Source organism: Falsiroseomonas selenitidurans (assembly GCF_012103215.1).
GTDB lineage: Bacteria > Pseudomonadota > Alphaproteobacteria > Acetobacterales > Acetobacteraceae > Falsiroseomonas > Falsiroseomonas selenitidurans.
Window position 1 is genome coordinate 56,912 of record NZ_JAAVNE010000002.1, and the last position, 17,827, is coordinate 74,738.

Genomic DNA, 17,827 nt, shown 5'->3' on the forward strand with positions numbered 1-17,827 from the left:
TGTGCCGATGACGGACGCGCGAGACTGTCCTGCCACCGCGCTTCAGCTTCCGAGCACCCGGCGGAAGGTCGCATCCACATGCACGAAGTCCCGCGCCGGATCCATCGCCTTGTCCAGCGCCTCCGCGCTCATGCAGCCGGCGACTTCCGGGTCCGCCAGCAGGTTGGCACGGAAATCCCTCGCCCCCGGCTTGCCCAGCGCCTGCCAGGTGGCCATGGCGGCGCGCTGCACGGCGGCATAGGAGGCTTCGCGGCTCAGCCCCGCCTGGGTCAGCGCCAGCAGCACCTTCTGCGAATGCACCACGCCGCCCAGGCTGGCCAGATTCTCCGCCATGCGCTCCGGATAGACGGTGAGCTTCGCCATCATCCCGGTCAGGCGCATCAGCGCGAAATCCAGCGTGATGGTGGCATCCGGGCCGATCACCCGCTCCACGCTGGAATGGCTGATGTCGCGTTCATGCCATAGCGCCACATTCTCCAGCGCCGGCATGGCATAGCCGCGCACGAGGCGGGCGAGGCCGGTCAGGTTCTCGCTCAGCACCGGGTTGCGCTTGTGCGGCATGGCGCTGCTGCCCTTCTGGCCGGCGTGGAAGAACTCCTCCGCCTCCCGCACCTCGGAGCGCTGCAGGTGGCGGACCTCCGTCGCCAGCCGCTCCACCCCGCTGGCCACCACGGCCAGGGCGCAGAAGAAGGCGGCGTGGCGGTCGCGCGGGATCACCTGGGTGGAGACCGGCTCCACCGCCAGGCCGAGCCTGGCCGCCACATGCGCCTCCACCCGCGGATCGACGCTGGCGAAGGTGCCGACCGGGCCGCTGATGGCGCAGGTGGCGACCTCGGCGCGGGCGGCCACGAGGCGGGCGCGGTGGCGCTGGAACTCGGCCAGGTGGCCCAGCAGCTTCAGGCCGAAGGTGGTCGGTTCCGCATGGATGCCGTGGCTGCGGCCGATGGTCGGCGTGTGGCGGAATTCCTCCGCCCGGTCGCGCAGCGCCGCCAGCAGCGCATCGATGTCGGCGATCAGCAGATCCGCCGCGCGGGTCATCTGCACGGCCAGGCAGGTGTCCAGCACGTCGCTGCTGGTCATGCCCTGGTGCAGGAAGCGCGCCTCCGGCCCGATGCCCTCGCCCAGCCAGGTGAGGAAGGCGATGACGTCGTGCCGCGTCTCGCGCTCGATGGCGTCGATCCGCTCCAGGTCGGCGGCGGTGATGTCCGCGACCCTGGCCGCCCCGCCGCGGCGGATCGCGGCCGCGGCCGGGGCCGGGATGGTGCCGAGTTCGGCCATGGCTTCCGCCGCCAGCGCCTCGATCTCGAACCAGATCCGGAAGCGGGCTTCCGGCGACCAGATGGCGACCATTTCCGGTCGGCTGTAGCGGGGGACCATGCGGGGTGGCGTCCTTCGTGGCTGCGGCCTGGGCGGCCCAGACGCCCCGGTTTGGCGTGGGCGGGCGGCATTTGGCAAGCGCGCACCCTGCCCGCGGCGGTCCCGCCCGGGTCTTCCGGTCCGTCGCCCGTTGGCGTAAAGCAGGTCAAAACCACCTGCCTGGAGTAATACGTCGCATGCCCGATTGGCTCCTGGTCTTCGTCGAGACGAACTTCCCGGAATGGGTGGTGCCACTCGTCACAGTTCTGTTCATCGACATCGTCCTGGCAGGCGACAACGCGATCGTCGTCGGCATGGCGGCGGCGGGCCTGCCGGCCGACCAGCGCAGGAAGGCGATCTTCTGGGGCATCATCGCGGCGACGGTCATGCGCATCGCCTTCGCCTCGATCACCGTCCAGCTTCTTTCCATCGTCGGCATCGTGCTCGCGGGCGGCGTCCTGCTGCTGTGGGTCTGCTGGAAGATGTACCGCGAGTTGCGGGAAGGCGGCCACGAGAACGGGGTCGAGCAGCAGGACGGCGTGGAGGCCCTGGAAAACGGTGCTGCCACGGGCGCGCCGCGGAAGACGCTGCGCCAGGCGATCATCCAGATCCTGGTCGCCGACGTGTCCATGAGCCTCGACAACGTGCTCGCGGTGGCGGGCGCCGCGAAGGACCATCCCTACATCCTGATCATCGGCCTGGCCTTCAGCGTGGTGCTGATGGGCGTCGCCGCGACGCTGATCGCGCGGCTGCTCGGAAAGCATCGCTGGATCGCCTGGATCGGCCTGCTCGTCATTCTCTACGTCGCCATCTCCATGATCGTGGAGGGCACGCACCAGGTCGCGGCGACGGTGCCGGAGGCCTATGGCTACCTGTTCCTGCCGCTGGGCTGGATGGCGGTGCCCGGCGTCTTCCCCATCGGCCTCTGGGTGATGGCCACGGTGTTCCAGGTGGCGGTGCTGGCCATCGTCGCCACGCTGATGGTCGACCTGACCCGCCAGGTGACGCGTCGGGACCATCGTTGATGCGCGGCAGGCGCCTGGGGTTGGCCCTGCTGGGCCTCGCCGGCCTCCTCGGCGCCTGCACCGAGGCGGATCAGGGACCGGGGGCCCAGACCGGCCGGATCGGCACGAGGCCGACGCTGGAGGAGCTGGCCGGGCGGCTGCCGGCTGAATCCGCCAGCTTCGTCCGTGGCGATACCGTCTGGCATGAGCGCGAGCGGCCGGGTCTGGGCGTGGCGGTGGATTATGCCGGGCCGGCCCGCAGCGCCGTCGCCACCGTCAGCCTCTATGACCGCGGCCAGGCCGCGGTGCCGCAGGATATCGGCGCCCCGGCAGTGCAGGCGGAATTCACCCGCGCGGTGGAGGAAGCCCTGGCGATGGCGGATCGCCGAACCAGCCAGACGATGGCGGCGACCGAGCGCAGCGAATTGGCGGTGCCGGGCCAGGCACCGCTGCAATGCGCCCGGCTGCAAGGCACCTATGGCCGGCAGCCGGTGCAGACGCTGCTTTGCGTCGGCGCGGCCGCGGGGCATTTCCTCAAGGTGCAGGTGACCTCCCCGGGCCGCCAGGTGCGGCCGGTGGACCCGATGCCCTTCGTGGTGGGGATCGCCCAGGCGGCGCGGGGATGAAGGGGGGCGGCGGGGCGCTCAGGCGTCCACCGCCTCCTCGTCCAGCTTCGCCGCATTGTCCTGGATGAAGCGGAAGCGCAGTTCCGGGCGTCGGCCCATCAGCTCCTCGATCCGGTCGGCGGTGAACTTCCGGTCCTCCGCCGGCAGCACGACGCGCAGCAGGGTGCGGCGCTTCGGGTCCATGGTGGTTTCCTTCAGGGAGGCCGGCGGCATCTCGCCCAGGCCCTTGAAGCGGCTGACATCCACCTTCTGGTTCGGCTTGAATTCCTTCTTCAGCAGCCGCTCCCGGTCCGCATCGTCGCGGGCATAGACGGTCTTGCCCTGCGCCTGCAGGCGGAACAGCGGCGGCTGGGCCAGGAACAGGCGGCCCTGGCGCACCAGCTCGGGCAATTCCTTGTAGAAGAAGGTCATCAGCAGGGCGGCGATATGCGCGCCGTCCACATCGGCGTCCGTCATGATGACGATGCGGCCGTAGCGCAGCTTGCCGAGGTCGAAGCGGTCCCCGGCGCCGCAGCCCAGCGCCTCGATCAGGTCGCGCAGCTCCTGGTTCTGGCGCAGCTTGTCGGCGCTGGCGCTGGCGACGTTCAGGATCTTGCCGCGCAGCGGCAGCACCGCCTGCGTCTCCCGGTCCCGCGCCTGCTTGGCGGAGCCGCCGGCGCTGTCTCCCTCCACCAGGAACAGCTCGGTCCCATCGACGCCTTCGCGCGCGCAATCGGCCAGCTTGCCGGGCAGGCGCAGCTTGCGGGTGGCGGATTTGCGCGGCGTTTCCTTCTGCTCGCGCCGGCGTATGCGGTCCTCGGCGCGTTCGATGCACCAGGCGAGGAGGTTGTCGGCACGGCCCGGGTCGCCGGCCAGCCAATGGTCGAAATTGTCGCGCAGCGCCGCTTCCACCAGCCGCGCCGCCTCCGGGCTGGTCAGCCGGTCCTTGGTCTGGCCCTGGAATTGCGGGTCCCGCACGAAGACGGAGAGCATGCCGGCCAGGCCGCCGAGCAGGTCCTCTGCCGTCACATTGGCGGCGCGGCGCTCCTTCTTCAGCTCGCCATAGGCGCGCAGCCCCTTCACCAGCGCGGCGCGCAGCCCGGCCTCATGCGTGCCGCCCTGCGGCGTGGGGATGGTGTTGGCGTAGGTGGAGAGGAAGCCGTCGCCGTGGTCGAGCCAGGTCACCGCCCATTCGACGCGGCCGGCGCCGTCCGGGAAGGTGGCCTCGCCGGCCCAGGGGCTGGGCACCACCGGGGCGCGCCCCTCGATCGAGGCGGCCAGAAAGTCCGAGAGCCCGCCGGGGAAATGCAGCACCGCCTGCGCCGGCGTGTCGCTGCCGGCGACCAGGGCGGGGTCGCAGGACCAGCGGATCTCGACGCCGCGGAACAGATAGGCCTTGGAGCGGCACAGCCGGTGCAGCCGCGTGGCGCTGAAGGCCAGGGCGGCGAAGATCTCCGGGTCCGGCTGGAAGCGCACCTGCGTGCCGCGGCGGTTGTGCACCGGCCCCACGGTCTTCAGCGTCTGCACCGGCTTGCCGCGTTCGAAGGCATGCGCATACAGCGTGCGGTCGCGCGCCACCTCCACCTCCATCCGCGCCGCCAGCGCATTGACGACGGAGGAGCCGACGCCGTGCAGGCCGCCGGAGGTCTCATAGGCCTTGCCGGAGAATTTGCCGCCGGAATGCAGCGTGGTGAGGATCACCTCCAGCGCCGACAGCTTCGGGAAGCGCGGATGCGGGTCCACCGGGATGCCCCGGCCATTGTCGCGCACCGTCAGCCAGTTGCCCGCTTCCAGCGTCACCTCGATGCGGTCGGCATGGCCTGCCACCGCCTCGTCCATGGCGTTGTCCAGGATTTCGGCGGCCAGATGGTGCAGCGCGCCCTCATCCGTGCCGCCGATATACATGCCGGGGCGGCGCCGCACCGGCTCCAGCCCCTCCAGGACCTCGATGTCCTTGGCGGAATAGTCCGACTCCGGCGGGGCGCCGGGCTGCAGGGGCGGGCGCCCGGCGGGCTTGCCGGCCGGCTTGTCGCTGGCCTTTTCGAGGGGCTTCGCGGCAGCGCGGCCGGCCTTGAATAGGTCGTTCATGCTGTGTTCTCTGATTCCGGCCCAACATAGACGCGGGCCGGAGCCAGCACAACAAAGGGGCCGGGCGAGCCCGGCCCGCGGCTCAGCTCTCCGCCGAGGCTTCCAGCATCCACAGCGCCTTGTCGAGGTTCTTGGAGATGCCGGTCAGGATGTCCGCGGTGTCGGCGTCGCCGGCATCGTCGGTGGTGTCGATTCCCTCGCGCACCGCCTTGGCGACCAGGGCGTAGCGTTCGATCAGCGCCGCCAGGTGGTCCGCGCCGACGCGCAGCTCGGTCGGGTAGGCCGGCAGGCGGGTGTCGGCGGCGACGGACTGGCTGGTGCCGGTGGCGGTGCCGCCAAGCTGCACGATGCGCTCCGCCAGCTCATCGATATCGGTGGCGAGCTGGGTGTAGAATTCCTCGAACATGGTGTGCAGGCCGTGGAAGTTCGGGCCCTTCACGTTCCAATGCGCCTGGCGGGTGGTGTTGTAGAGGTCGATGCCATCGGTCAGGCAGGCCTGCAGCACCTCGATGGAGGTGGAACGCACATTGCCCTGCAGGTCGTTCTGCGTCGTCGGGGCGGACTTGGCCATGGGTGTCTCCAATGCTGTTGCGTCGCCGCTAACGTAGCGAGGCGGCGCTTCGTTGCATCCCGTCAGTCCGGCATGCCCGGCATGACATTGAGGTAGCGCGAGGCCTCCGGCGGCAGGGCGCCGCGGTGCAGGGCGGCGGCGCGGGCCAGCACCAGGCGGTCCCATTCCGTCATCCGCCCTTCCTCCCGCAGGTGTTCCGTCCAGCTTTCCACCAGCCACAGCTCCACCCAGCGTTCGGGGTGGGCCACGTCCTCGTAGAGTCGCCAGCCGAGCGCGCCGCTGCGCAGCCTGGCCGCCCGGCAGGCGCCCATGGCGGCGAGGAAGGCGGCGCGGTCGGCGGGGTCGATGTGGTAGCGCACCACCTCCAGCACCCGGCCGCTTTCCTCGTTCAGCAGCGCGGCCAGGCTCTGCGCCGCCGGCTCCGGCCGCGGCATGGCGGGGGCGTCGGCGGCGGGCGGCGCGGCCTCGGCCGCCGGCGGCTCGATGGCGAAGCGGCGCACCAGCAGGGCACCGATGGCGCACAGCGCCCCGGACAGGCCCATCGCATAGCCGATGCCGAAGGTCTCGCCGCCCCAGCCGCCCAGCGCCGCGCCGATGGTCAGCCCGCCGAAGGTGACCAGCTGGTAGATGCCGATGGCGCGCGCCCGGACCCAGGAGGGTACCGAAAGCTGCGCCGCGGCCTGCAGGGTTGAAGCACCGGCCAGCCAGCCGACGCCGTAGAGCAGCATGGCCCCCATCGCCACCGTCCAATGCTGCGCCTGGCCCAGCAGCACCAGCGCGGCGCCGGTGAGCAGCCCGGCGGCGGTCACGGTGCGGCCGCGGTCAAGCCGGGCGCGCAGCGTGGGCAGCAGGAAGCCCGCCCCCACCGCGCCGATGCCCATCGCCGCCAGCATGATGCCGAACCACTCGGGGCCGAGGCCCAGCTGCTGGCGCACCAGCAGCGGCAGCAGGCCCCACAGCGCCGCGGCGAAGAGGAAGAAGATGAAGCCGCGCAGCATGATGCCGCGCAGCACCGGGCTGGCGCGGGTGTAGCCCAGCCCGGCGCGGATCGCCGACAGGAAATGCTCCTTCGGCAGGCTGGCGCGCGGTTCATCCCGCTTCCACAGCAGCAGGGCGACGATGACCGCCAGGAAGGACAGGGCATTGAGCGCGAAGGTCGCCTCCGCCCCCGCCGCCGCGACGGTGAAGCCGCCGATCGCCGGGCCGACGGTGCGGGCCAGGTTGAAGCCGATGCCGTTCAACACGATGGCGCCCGTCAGGTCCTGCCGCGGCACCGTCTCCGGCGTCGTCGCCGCCCAGGCGGGGGAGTTCATGGCGGTGCCGACGCCGATGGCGAAGGTCAGCGCCACCAGCCCCCAGGGCCCGAGGCTGCCGGTCCAGGCCAGGATCGCCAGCAGCGACCCGGCGGCGGCGATCCAGGCCTGGGCGAAGATCAGGTAGCGGCGGCGGTCCACGATATCGGCCAGCGCGCCGGCCGGCAGGGCCAGCAGGAACACCGGCAGCAGGCTGGCCACCTGCACCATGCTGACCATGAGCGGGGAGGGGGCGAGGGAGGTCATCAGCCAGCCCGCACCGGTGTTCTGCATCCACATGCCGGTGTTGCTGCACAGGTTCGCCAGCCAGAGCAGCCGGAAGGCGGGGTGGCGGAGCGGGGTCAGGGCGGATGGAAGCTGCATCGGCTACAGGGTGGCTGGCGCCGGCCACGGTTGGAAGCGCAAAGCTGACCCCGGTGCCGCGGCAATGCTAGAAGGCAGGCCATGGCAGAGCCCCGCTTCCCCGGCTACGCGGATTTCTGGTTGTACTATCTGCGCCAGCACGCCCGGCCTCGCACCAGGCTGGTGCATGGGGCGGGCACGCTGGCGGGTCTGGCCCTGCTGGGCTGGGCGGTGCTGGCCGGGCAGCCCTGGCTGGCGGCGGCGGCGGTGCTGGTGGGCTATGGCGCCGCCTGGGCCTCGCATCTGTTCATCGAGGGCAACCGCCCGGCCACCTTCGGGCATCCGCTGTGGTCGCTGGCCAGCGACCTGCGCATGGCCTGGCTGATGCTGACCGGCGGGCTGACGGCGGAGCTGCGGCGTGCGGGCGTGGCGGACTGACCGGGTCCCCGTGATCAAACGTCTCAATTAATGTAATCACCGCAAATTATCGAAAATGCACGGCTCAGGGCCGAAAAATGGTTGACGTCCGCTAAATCTCATTTATAGGATTAACCTCGCTGAAAGGGATCGATCGCGGTCCCCCTGACCCCTATTGAGGACCAACGTCATGACCGGCTATGCCTCCATCCACGGCACGGACCATGACGACACCATCGACACGACCATGTCCGGTGGCCGGAACGACAACATCAACGCCAAGGATGGGGATGACACCGTCTCCTCCGGCGGCGGCAACGACACGGTCCATGCGGGCTCCGGGAAGGACCTGGTCTATGCCGGGTCCGGCAACGACCGGATCTTCGGCGAAGCTTCCCGCGACACGCTGGATGGCGGGTCCGGCCATGACACGCTGGTCGGCGGCGACGGCAAGGACGTGCTGAAGGGCGGCCGCGGCGACGATCTGCTGACTGGCGATGGCGACGGGTCCTCGAGCGAGGATGTCTTCGTCTACGACGCCAACAATTTCGGCGATGACATCATCACCGATTTCGACCTGTCGCAGGATGTGCTGGAGATCAAGGCCGGTATCAACGGCAGCGGCATCGCCCAGCCGGCCGATCTGGCGCCCTACATCACCGAGGTCGGCGGCTCCGCCGTCATCAGCTTCGGCAATGGCGACAGCATCACGCTGCAGGGCATCACCAAGGCCGACCTGCTGGCCGGCCTTAACGACGCCATCGACATCACCTGAGGCCCATCGCCTGGAGGTCTGTGACCTCCCTGCGGTTGATCGTCCGCGCGGCACTTGCCTCGCTGCGCCTGCGGCGGGCTGGCCTTGCGGCCATGCCACTTCGGGTCACCGTGCGGCGCATCCCCTGAAGGATGCGTCGGAGGACTGGATCAACCCGCTCAGCCGCCCCGGCCTTCGAAGTACATGTACCCACCAAGCTCGATGTATTCGAGGTTGGTGAAGTGGATGGTCTGCCCCTGCACCGTGATGCTTCCGGTGATGCCGGCCACCTGCAGGCGCCCATCCGCCATGATGACGGGGGCGACCTGGCCCGGCGGCAGTGTCATGGCCGCGATCAGGTCGGCCGGGGTCAGAAGGCCCGTATCCTCCAGGCGAAGCGTATCGATGCCGAGGCCCGCGCCGCCGTCGATCGTGTCCGAACCATCGCCCGCCGACCAGATGATCAGATCGGCCCCCGCGCCGGCGTCGATGCGGTCCGCGCCGCCGCCGCCGATGAGGGTATCGTCGCCTGCGTCGCCCGAGATCGCCTCGGCGATGCTCCGGCCGAGGATGAGGTCGTCGTCAGCCGTGCCGGCCGTGACCGGCGAAAGGCGGATCGACTCGACGCCGACGAACTGGATCGTCTCGTTGCCGATGGTGAGGGTCCCGTAGCCCTGCAGCACGATCCTGTCGCCCTCGATGGTGGGCGGCGGCGCCCCTTCGGCCATCACGATCCCCGCAAGAACCTGTTCCAGCGGGTAGGAGACCGGCAGCTTGAGCAACAGCGTGTCCTGCCCCTCGCCACCATAGAACACATCGTTCCCATCGCCCGGCGACCAGATGGCGGTGTCGGCCCCGACGCCGCCCGACACGGTATCGTTGCCGCCACCCGCCTCGATGGTGTCGTCACCGCCCTCGCCGGTGATCATCTGCGCACGGTCATGCCCGTAGCGGACGTCGTTGCCCGCCAGGCCTTCAACCGAGAAGCGCGAGATCTCGATGTATTCGAGGTCCACGATGGTCAGGGTTGTCCCCTCCACGGTCAGGGTTCCAGCACCGCTGACCCGGATCCGGTCGTCTTCAATGACCGCGGTGCCGCCGGACTCCAGGCTGAGGCCAGCCTGCAGATCCTCCAGCGAGATGTGGGAGGGCAGTTTCAGAACGAGCGTGTCCCCGCCCTGGCCGCCGACGATGGTGTCCGCCCCGTCACCGACGCTCCAGAGGAAGACGTCACTGCCCCTTTCGCCGGACATCAGATCGGCATCGGTCCCGCCGATCATGGTGTCGTTCCCGGCACCTGCCATGACCGTATCGGCGCCGCTCCCTGCATCGATGATGTCGTCACCCGATCCGGTCATGATGGCATCGTTTCCATCGCCCGAATTGACAAGCTGATAGCCGTCAAGGGCGACGATCGTGTCATTCAGGTTGACCGGTGGCTCATACCCCGGAGGAGTGATAACCACAGGGTAACCAATTAGGCCGCCCGTAACCTCCCGGAGTTCTTGATCTTCCAGGGCTTTGGCCCCTTCTGTCGCTCCACTGCCCATCTTGCGCCTCCTCGCCTTCCGCGATGCGCAAGGAAGCAGCGCCAGTCGGATGCCGAAACAACATTGCAAACTGTTGTCGAGCCGGCAAGTCCACCCTGGGCGCTCCTGCGGGTCCGCATCAGGCGTTGCCGCCATTGCCGACCCGCCGGAAGCGACGGGAACAGGACCGATCCCCGCAACAACCAAGAGCCATTGCCGCCCGACCCGCGCCGGGCGCGGATCAGGCCAGGGCGAACTTCACCACGGACAGCGCGGCCAGCAGCCACACCGCGCCATGCACCTGCCCGGCCCGGCCGGCCACCGTCTTCACCAGCGCGTAGCTGATGAAGCCGAGGCCGATGCCGGTGGCGATGGAGAAGGTGAAGGGCATGGCCAGCGCCGTCAGGATCGCCGGCAGGTATTCCGTGGTGTCGTCCCAGGCCAGGTCCTGCAGCCCCTTGGCCATCAGGCAGGCGACGAAGACCAGTGCCGGCGCCGTGGCGAAGGCCGGGATGCTGGTGGCCAGTGGCGCCAGGAACAGCGTCAGCAGGAACAGCACGCCGACCGTCACCGCCGTCAGCCCCGTGCGCCCGCCCGCCTGGATGCCCGCCGCGCTCTCGATGTAGGAGACGGTGGTGGAGGTGCCGAGCGCGGCACCCAGCATCGCGCCGCCCGAATCCGCCATCAGCGCCCGGCCCAGCCGCGGCACGGAGCCATCCGGGTTCATCAGCCCGGCGCGGTGCGTGGTGGCGATCAGCGTGCCGGTGTTGTCCAGCAGGTCCACCAGGAAGAAGGTGAAGACGATCCCGACCAGGCCGATGCCCAGCGCGCCGGCGATGTCCATCTGCAGGAAGGTCGGTGCCAGGGAGGGCGGGAGCGAGGCGATGCCGCGGAACTCCGTCAGCCCGAAGGGCAGGCCGACCAGTGCCGTGGCCAGGATGCCCAGCACGATCGCCCCGGGCACGGCGCGGGCCACCAGGCCGGCGATCAGCACGAAGCCGGCGCAGGCGATCAGCGTGCTCGGCGTGGACAAGGGGCCGAGGCCCACCAGCGTCGCCGGATTGTCCACCACGACGCCCATGCCGCGCAGCCCGATCAGCCCGAGGAAGAAGCCGATGCCGGCGGCGATGCCGAGCTTCAGCGACAGCGGGATGCCATTGACCAGCCATTCCCGGATGCGCAGCACGGAGACCAGGAAGAACAGCAGGCCCGAGACGAAGACGGCACCCAGCGCGACCTGCCAGGGAATGCCCATGGCGCCGACCACGGCGAAGGCGAAATAGGCGTTCAGCCCCATCCCGGGCGCCAGCGCGATGGGGAAATTCGCCAGCACGCCCATCAGCACGCTGCCGATTGCCGCCGCCAGGCAGGTGGCGACGAAGGCCGCGCCCGGGTCGATGCCGGCGGCCGCCATGATCGAGGGATTGACCACGACGATGTAGACCATGGTCAGGTAGGTCGCGAGACCGGCGAGGATTTCCGTCCGCGGCGTGGTGCCGCGTGCGGTCAGGTGGAACAGGCGGTCCATGCGGCAGGCGACTCCGGCGGCCTTCGGGGGCTTTCAGCCTAGGCAGCAGGCGCCCGCTGTCCAGCCGGATTGATCACCCCGGCGCCGCCGGGCAGGCTGGGTGGATCGGAGGAACCGCGATGATCCATGAACTGCGCATCTACCACTGCGTCACCGGCCGGCTGCCGGCGCTGCTGAAGCGATTCGAGACGGTGACGCTGGACCTCTGGGCCCGGCACGGCATCCGCCAGGCCGGGTTCTGGACGGTGGCGATCGGCCCCTCCAACCAGGATCTCTACTACCTGGTGGAGTGGGAGAGCCTGGCGGAGCGGGAGGCGAAATGGGCCGCCTTCCAGGCTGACCCGGAATGGCAGGCCAAGCGGGCGGCAAGCGAGGCGGATGGCCCGATCATCGAGACGGTGAGCAATTTGATCCTCTCGCCCACCGCCTTTTCCGCCGTCAGGTAGCGCCGGCGGCGAGCCAGGCCGCATAGGCGGCGTTGGTTTCCGCATTGGGCGGGTAGAGGCCCTTCAGCTTCTCCCCGCGCAGGACGCGTTCGCGGATGTAGCGCTCCACCCGGTCCTGCTCCGCGGCCGCGGGCAGCACGGCCTCCGCCAGATGCGCCGGGCAGATTGCCACGCCATCCTCGTCCGCCACGACGCTGTCGCCAGGGAAGACGGTGACGCCGCCGCAGGCCACCGGCAGGTCCACATCCTGCAGCATGAGCTGCACGAAGGAAGGCGGCGGCGAGGCCGCCTTCAGGAACAGCGGCAGGCCGAGGGCGCGGATTTCCGCCACGTCGCGCATCGCGCCGTCGCAGACCACGCCGGCCACCCCCTGCACCTTCAGCCGGGCGCAGATCACGTCGCCCAGGATGCCCGCATCCTCCCGCCCCAGGGCGTCGATCACCAGCACGTCGCCGGGGCCGACGCGGTCCAGCACGCGATGCATCAGTGCCGTGGGGTTCGACAGGCTCTGCGCCGCCAGCAGGTCGTCGCGCACCGGCAGGTAGCGCAGCGTCACGGCGCGGCCGGCGAAGCTGCAGGCCGCCGCATCGTTCGGCCGCAGCCCGCGCACCGCCGTGTTGCGCAGGCCGTGGTTCTTCAGCAGCAGCGTGGTGACGGTGGCGGCGGTGGCGGGCAGCAGCGCGGTCATCGGCGGATCCTCATGCGGCCCATTCCTACTCGGCCCGGGCGCCGGAGGCGCGGACCGCCGGCGCCCAGCGGGCGGCATCGGCCTGGATGAAGGCGGCGAAGTCCGCCCGCGTCGAGCCCTGCGGGATGGCGCCGCCCTGGGAAACGCGGCCGGCGATCTCCGGCTGCTTCGCGGCCTCCGCCATCAGGCCGGACAGACGGTCGAGGATCGGCGCCGGCACCCCGGCCGTGGTAACGAAGCCGAGCCAGGAGGTGGCCTCGAAACCCGGATAGGTTTCCGCCACCGTCGGCAGCTCCGGCGCCTGGGGCAGGCGGCGCGGCGTGGTGACGGCGATGGCGCGCAGCGTGCCCTGGCGGGCGAATTGCAGGCCGGTGACGACGACATCCACCATCAGCTTCACCCGCCCCGCCTGCACATCGGCGATGGCCCCGGCCGTGCCGCGATAGGGCACATGCGTCAGCGGCACGCCCGCGGCCTGGCCCAGCAGTTCCGCCGCCAGGTGCTGGCTGGTGCCGACGCCGCCGGAGGCGAAGGCGGTGCCCGGGTTGGCGCGCAGCCAGGCCACCAGCTCCGCCAGATTCTCCGCCGGCACCGAAGGGTGCACCAGGATCATGTTCGGGTTTATGGCGAACAGCGACAGCGGCGCCAGGTCGCGGTCCGGGTCGAAGGGCAGGCTGCGATACAGATGCCGGTTGATGGCGAGGCCGGAGACGGTGGCGACGCCGACCGTGTGCCCATCCGGCGCCGCCTTCGCCACCAGGTCCAGCGCCAGGTTGCCGCCGGCGCCGGGCTTCGGGTCGATCACCACCGGCTGGCCCAGCGCCTTTTCCATGTGGCCAGCGACCAGGCGGGCCATCAGGTCGCTGACGCCCCCGGGCGGGAAGGGCACCACCATGCGGATCGGGCGGCTGGGGAAGGCCGGGGGCGTTCCCTGGGCGAAGGCGCGTGGCGCGGCCAGCAGAGCGGGCGCGGCCAGGATCAGGCGGCGTGACAGCATGGTTATCTCCTCCCGGCTTGTTCAAATATGAACTGGACGTTCTTATCTGAATAGGCTAGCCAAGGCAGCATGGACACGTCAACCGATCTCACGGACAACCGGATCCCGGCGGTGGACCGGGCGCTGCACCTGCTGGACCTGCTGTGCGCGGAGGGGCCGCCGCTCGGGATCCGGGAGATGTCGGCGCGGCTCGGCATTCCGCGCAGCACCGTCTACCGCATCCTCAATTCCTTCGAGGCGCATGGCGTGGTGCTGCGCCAGGCGGAAGGCGGCTTCGTGCCGGGGCCGCGGCTGCTGGCCTATGCCCGCGCCGTGCCGCCGGCGCTGGACCTGCCGACGCTGGCCGCGCCGGTGCTGGCGGATCTGGCGCGGGTGGCGCGGCTGACGGCGAAGCTCTCGGTGCTGGATGCCGGGGCGGCGCTGGTGGTGGCGGTGGCGCCGGGGCCGGGCGCCTATTCCATCACCACCCATGTCGGCCGCCGCTTCCCGCTGCATGCCGGGGCAGCGAGCAAGATCCTGGCGGCGCATATGCCGGCGGCGGCGCGCGCGGCGCTTCTGGAAGGCCCGTTGCCGCGCGCCACCCCGGCCACGGTGACCGACCCGGCGCGGCTGGCCGCGATTCTGGACGCTGCACGCCAGGACGGTCTGGCGCATGACCACGCGGAATACACCGCCGGCGTGCACGCGATGGCAGCGCCGGTGCCCGGCCCCGATGGCGCCTGCGCCGCGGCGATCAGCGTCACCTACCTGCCGAACGAGCCGCCGGCGCGCCTGGCGGCGGTGGAGGCCGCGCTGCGCCAGGCGGCGGGCCGCCTGGCGCGGCTGCTGGGCGGCGCCCCGCCGCCCAAGGGCGGCTGACCCGCCCGGGGCGACGGTTCAGTAGTTCGCCTTCGCCTCCACGTCGAAGCCGCGCTTGGCGATCAGCATCGTGCGGTCGAATGCGCAGACCAGCACGCCGGCCTGGTTGAAGCCGCGGGTGCGCACGTTGACGATGCCGGCATTCGGGCGCGACCTTGATTCGCGCTTGTCCAGCACCTCGCTTTCGCCGGACAGCGTATCCCCGGCGAACAGCGGGTGGGTCAGGCGGATCTCCTTCCAGCCCAGATTGGCGATGGCCTTCTGCGAGACATCGCTGACGCTCATCCCCACCAGCAGCGCGACGGTGAAGGGGGAGCAGATGATGCAGCGGCCGAATTCGCTGTGCTTCGCGTATTCCGCATCGAAATGCATCGGGTGCTGGTTCATCGTCAGCAGGGTGAACCAGGTGTTCTCCGTCTCCGTCAGGGTCCGGTTGGGGCGGTGCTCATAGATGTCGCCGGGCACGAAATCCTCGAAGTAGCGGCCGAAGCTTTCGCGGAAGCGGCGCGGCGCCACCTCACTGTGGGTCTGGACCATGAAGCCGTGTTCTCCCTAACTTGTCCGGACAAATCCTAGCGCACCGCGCGCCGCCGCGCGAGGCCCCGATAGGCGGGAGCGACCAGCATCGGCACGATGAACAGGCTGAGCTGCGCGGCGGCGACGATCAGCACCAGGTCGCTGTCGCCCGGCGCGCCCAGGGCGGCCAGCAGCAGCACCATGTTGCGCGAGCCGCTGACCAGCGCGGCGGACAACGCGCCGGCCAGGTGCGCGCGGCGGAACACCAGCCAGCCCAGCACCTGCAGCACCAGGTTCAGCCCCAGCGCAAAGCCGAACATGCCGAGGAAGGCCGCCGGCCGCTGTGCCAGCGCCGGGCCGACGCCCGCCATGCAGGGGATGGCGGAGACGGAGACCAGCGCCACCAGCCAGGCATCGATGGACGGCGCCGCGCGGCGCAGCGCCGGCCGCCCGGCCAGCCAGGCCACCAGGAAGGCGCCGGCGAAGCTGCCGCCCACCATCACCGCCAGGCGCTGCGCCATCGCCACTGGCTCCACCTCCGCCCCGATGCCGAGCAGCCCGGCCACCAGCGGCAGCACCAGCGGTGCCAGGGCGTTGGACGGGATGGCCACCACCGTCAGCAGCGCCGCATCCGCCCCCAGCAGCAGCGCGAAGGCCGCCGCGGACATGACGGAGGGCGCGGCGGACATCAGCACCGCCGCCGCCAGCAGATCCGACCCCGCCGGCAGCACCGCGCCCAGCGCCAGCCAGACCAGCAGCGGCACCGCCAGCGTCACCCAGGCGAGGATCAGCAGCGCCAGCGCCGGGCGGCGCAGCACCTGGCCGAAGGCCGCGGGCTCGATCCGCAGCAGCCCGCACAGCATCAGGAGGATGGAAACCGGCACCAGCCAGGGCCGCGTCGCCGCCGCCAGCCCCGGCAGCGCGACGCCCACCACCGCACCCACCGCGATCAGCACCAGCCCGTTGCGACGGACCAGCGCCCCCAGCGCCGCGATCACCCGCGCAGCGAGGCCGGCAGCGCGGTGACGATCTGCGGGAACACGGTGATCAGCGCCGTGAAGACCATCATCAGGATGCAGAAGGGCATCGCATAGCCGGCCACCCGCAGGATGCTCTCCTTCGTCAGCCCCTGGATGACGAACAGGTTGAAGCCGACTGGGGGGGTGATCTGCGCCATCTCGATGGTGATGATAAGGAAGACGCCGAACCAGATCGGGTCGAATCCCGCGGCGACCGCCAGCGGCAGGGTCACCGGCAGGGTCATGACGATGGCCGAAAGCCCGTCCAGGATGCAGCCCAGCGCCAGGTAGAAAAGCAGCAGCACGAAGATCAGCGCAAAAGGGTGCAGCCCCCAGGACTGGATGGCGTTGGCCACATCCGCCGGCAGGCCCAGCCGCGCCATGGCCTTGGACAGGAACAGCGCGCCGACGATGATGAGCCCGATCATGGAGCAGGTCTTCACCGTGCCCATCAGCGCGCCCCACAGCCCGGCCAGCGTCAGCGTGCGCTGCGCGACAGCCACCAGCAGCGCGCCCAGCACGCCGATGGCCGCGGCTTCCGTGATGCTGGCGAAGCCGAAATACAGGCTGCCCATGATGAAGCTGATGAGGAAGCCGATCGGCAGCAATTGCAGCAGCGCCCGCAGCGCATCCGGCCAGGCGATGGGCGCCTCCTGCGGCGGCACCAGCGCCGGGTCGCGCAGCGCGCGGACCGCGATGTAGCCCATGAACAGCAGCGCCAGGCCCAGCCCTGGCACCAGGCCCGCCATGAACAGTTCGAGAATCGAGACATCGGCGACGACGCCATAGACGATCATCGGGATGGAGGGCGGGATCAGGAAGCCCAGCGTGCCGGCCCCGGCCAGGGAGCCCACCGCCAGGCGGCGGTCGTAGCCGCGCGACAGCAATTCCTGCAGCGTGATGCGCCCGACGGTCGCCGTGGTGGCGGCGCTGCTGCCGGAGACGGCGGCGAACAGCGTGCAGCCCAGCACGTTCACATGCAGCAGCCGCCCCGGCAGCCGCCGCGTCCAGGGCGAGAGGCCCTTGAACAGGTTCTCCGAAAGCCGCGTATGGAACAGGATCTCGCCCATCAGGATGAACAGCGGCAGCGTCACCAGCTCCACCGCCGTGGCGCTGGACCAGATGTCGCCGGCCAGGAAGCGGTCCACCCGCATGTCGCGGAACACATCCAGCGCGACGACGCCAATCGACATCAGCGCGACACCGACCCAGACGCCGCCGGCAAGCGTCGCCACCAGCATGCCGAGCACGAGCAGCAGCGGTGCGGTCATTCGACGCCTCCGTGGGGCAGGCCCGGCCCGGCATCCGGGGCCTCATGCCGCAGCAGGCGCACCAGCCTGGCGCAGAAGGCCAGCAGCAGCAGCGTGACGCCCAGCGTCAGCAATGCCTGCGGCATCCAGACCGGCGTCGCCATCGGGTAATAGGAGGTGGAGCCGAAATCATGGCTGCGCAGCAATTGCTGCCACAGCGTGGTGCTGGCGAAGCCGATCATGCCGATGGCGAAGACGCAGCCGGCCATGTCGAGCAGCCGCGCCGCCGCCGGCGGCAGGCCCTGCAGCAGCACGGCGACGCGGATATGCCCGCCCTGGCGCAGCGTCCAGCCGCTGCCGCAGAACAGCACGAAGCACTGCAGGTAGATCGCGTATTCCACCGCCCAGGGCTGCGACCAGTCCAGGAAGCTGGTGGCCACGACCTCCAGGATCAGCATCAGCGCCAGCAGGCCGGCGGAGACCGCCGCGACCCAGGCGCCGGCCGTGCACAGCGCGTCCACCGTGCGCAACATCAGGCCCATCAGG

The 17,827-nt window shown here is 70.4% G+C and carries 17 protein-coding genes and 1 pseudogene; 6 read left to right on the top strand and 12 right to left on the bottom strand.

Features of this window, described 5'->3' with window-relative positions; genetic code table 11:
- Window positions 1-42: 42 nt before the first annotated feature.
- Complete coding sequence (purB, locus tag HEQ75_RS01805) at window positions 43-1,377, bottom strand: adenylosuccinate lyase (protein ID WP_168027209.1); 1,335 nt, start codon at window positions 1,375-1,377, stop codon at window positions 43-45.
- A 176-nt stretch (window positions 1,378-1,553) separates the two neighbouring features.
- On the opposite strand from purB, the pseudogene HEQ75_RS28040 reads away from it, so the two are divergent.
- A pseudogene (locus HEQ75_RS28040) lies at window positions 1,554-2,213 on the top strand (TerC family protein); the annotation flags it as partial.
- A gap of 167 nt (window positions 2,214-2,380) precedes the next feature.
- Window positions 2,381-2,986: a hypothetical protein gene (locus tag HEQ75_RS01815; RefSeq protein ID WP_168027211.1), complete on the top strand. Its 606-nt coding sequence runs from the start codon at window positions 2,381-2,383 to the stop codon at window positions 2,984-2,986.
- An 18-nt stretch (window positions 2,987-3,004) separates the two neighbouring features.
- Here HEQ75_RS01815 and parE read toward each other — a convergent pair whose 3' ends face one another.
- The 3 genes from parE to HEQ75_RS01830 form a co-directional block, all read right to left on the bottom strand.
- Complete coding sequence (gene parE / locus HEQ75_RS01820; RefSeq protein ID WP_168027212.1) at window positions 3,005-5,053, bottom strand: DNA topoisomerase IV subunit B; 2,049 nt, start codon at window positions 5,051-5,053, stop codon at window positions 3,005-3,007.
- Window positions 5,054-5,135: 82 nt separating this feature from the next.
- Window positions 5,136-5,624 carry a DNA starvation/stationary phase protection protein Dps gene (dps, locus tag HEQ75_RS01825; protein WP_168027213.1) on the bottom strand — a complete coding sequence of 163 codons (489 nt, stop codon included), beginning with the start codon at window positions 5,622-5,624 and terminating at the stop codon, window positions 5,136-5,138.
- Between the two features lie 62 nt (window positions 5,625-5,686).
- A complete protein-coding gene (locus HEQ75_RS01830; RefSeq protein ID WP_168027214.1) occupies window positions 5,687-7,300 on the bottom strand; it encodes an MFS transporter in 1,614 nt (537 codons plus the stop codon).
- Window positions 7,301-7,381: 81 nt separating this feature from the next.
- Here HEQ75_RS01830 and HEQ75_RS01835 point away from each other — a divergent pair, with 81 nt between their 5' ends.
- On the top strand, window positions 7,382-7,717 hold the full coding sequence (locus tag HEQ75_RS01835; RefSeq protein ID WP_168027215.1) for a DUF962 domain-containing protein: 336 nt from the start codon (window positions 7,382-7,384) through the stop codon (window positions 7,715-7,717).
- 169 nt (window positions 7,718-7,886) lie between these two features.
- Complete coding sequence (locus HEQ75_RS01840; protein ID WP_209318297.1) at window positions 7,887-8,471, top strand: calcium-binding protein; 585 nt, start codon at window positions 7,887-7,889, stop codon at window positions 8,469-8,471.
- Window positions 8,472-8,629: 158 nt separating this feature from the next.
- On the opposite strand, the gene HEQ75_RS01845 is transcribed toward HEQ75_RS01840, so the two are convergent.
- Both HEQ75_RS01845 and HEQ75_RS01850 read right to left on the bottom strand, forming a co-directional pair.
- A complete protein-coding gene (locus tag HEQ75_RS01845; protein ID WP_168027216.1) occupies window positions 8,630-10,000 on the bottom strand; it encodes a calcium-binding protein in 1,371 nt (456 codons plus the stop codon).
- A gap of 220 nt (window positions 10,001-10,220) precedes the next feature.
- Window positions 10,221-11,507 carry an NCS2 family permease gene (locus HEQ75_RS01850; RefSeq protein WP_168027217.1) on the bottom strand — a complete coding sequence of 429 codons (1,287 nt, stop codon included), beginning with the start codon at window positions 11,505-11,507 and terminating at the stop codon, window positions 10,221-10,223.
- 119 nt (window positions 11,508-11,626) lie between these two features.
- Between HEQ75_RS01850 and HEQ75_RS01855 the strand changes: the two genes are divergently transcribed.
- Window positions 11,627-11,953 carry an NIPSNAP family protein gene (locus tag HEQ75_RS01855; protein ID WP_168027218.1) on the top strand — a complete coding sequence of 109 codons (327 nt, stop codon included), beginning with the start codon at window positions 11,627-11,629 and terminating at the stop codon, window positions 11,951-11,953.
- Here the strand turns inward: HEQ75_RS01855 and HEQ75_RS01860 are convergent.
- Window positions 11,946-12,641: an RraA family protein gene (locus tag HEQ75_RS01860; protein ID WP_168027219.1), complete on the bottom strand. Its 696-nt coding sequence runs from the start codon at window positions 12,639-12,641 to the stop codon at window positions 11,946-11,948. The genes HEQ75_RS01855 and HEQ75_RS01860 overlap by 8 nt on opposite strands.
- Before the next feature lie 25 nt (window positions 12,642-12,666).
- Window positions 12,667-13,638 carry a Bug family tripartite tricarboxylate transporter substrate binding protein gene (locus HEQ75_RS01865; protein WP_168027220.1) on the bottom strand — a complete coding sequence of 324 codons (972 nt, stop codon included), beginning with the start codon at window positions 13,636-13,638 and terminating at the stop codon, window positions 12,667-12,669.
- A gap of 69 nt (window positions 13,639-13,707) precedes the next feature.
- Between HEQ75_RS01865 and HEQ75_RS01870 the strand changes: the two genes are divergently transcribed.
- Complete coding sequence (locus tag HEQ75_RS01870) at window positions 13,708-14,496, top strand: IclR family transcriptional regulator (RefSeq protein WP_168027221.1); 789 nt, start codon at window positions 13,708-13,710, stop codon at window positions 14,494-14,496.
- Between the two features lie 18 nt (window positions 14,497-14,514).
- On the opposite strand, the gene HEQ75_RS01875 is transcribed toward HEQ75_RS01870, so the two are convergent.
- Genes HEQ75_RS01875 through HEQ75_RS01890 form a run of 4 tightly spaced genes read right to left on the bottom strand, consistent with a single transcriptional unit; the run spans window position 14,515 to window position 17,814 of the window.
- The gene (locus tag HEQ75_RS01875) at window positions 14,515-15,033 is read right to left on the bottom strand and encodes a MaoC family dehydratase (RefSeq protein WP_168027222.1); all 519 of its coding nucleotides are present in this window, start codon (window positions 15,031-15,033) and stop codon (window positions 14,515-14,517) included.
- Between the two features lie 35 nt (window positions 15,034-15,068).
- Complete coding sequence (locus tag HEQ75_RS01880; protein WP_168027223.1) at window positions 15,069-16,010, bottom strand: hypothetical protein; 942 nt, start codon at window positions 16,008-16,010, stop codon at window positions 15,069-15,071.
- Window positions 16,007-17,302 carry a TRAP transporter large permease gene (locus HEQ75_RS01885; RefSeq protein ID WP_168027224.1) on the bottom strand — a complete coding sequence of 432 codons (1,296 nt, stop codon included), beginning with the start codon at window positions 17,300-17,302 and terminating at the stop codon, window positions 16,007-16,009. The genes HEQ75_RS01880 and HEQ75_RS01885 overlap by 4 nt, the downstream gene beginning before the upstream one ends.
- A complete protein-coding gene (locus HEQ75_RS01890; RefSeq protein WP_235961186.1) occupies window positions 17,299-17,814 on the bottom strand; it encodes a TRAP transporter small permease in 516 nt (171 codons plus the stop codon). The genes HEQ75_RS01885 and HEQ75_RS01890 overlap by 4 nt, the downstream gene beginning before the upstream one ends.
- Window positions 17,815-17,827: the final 13 nt, after the last annotated feature.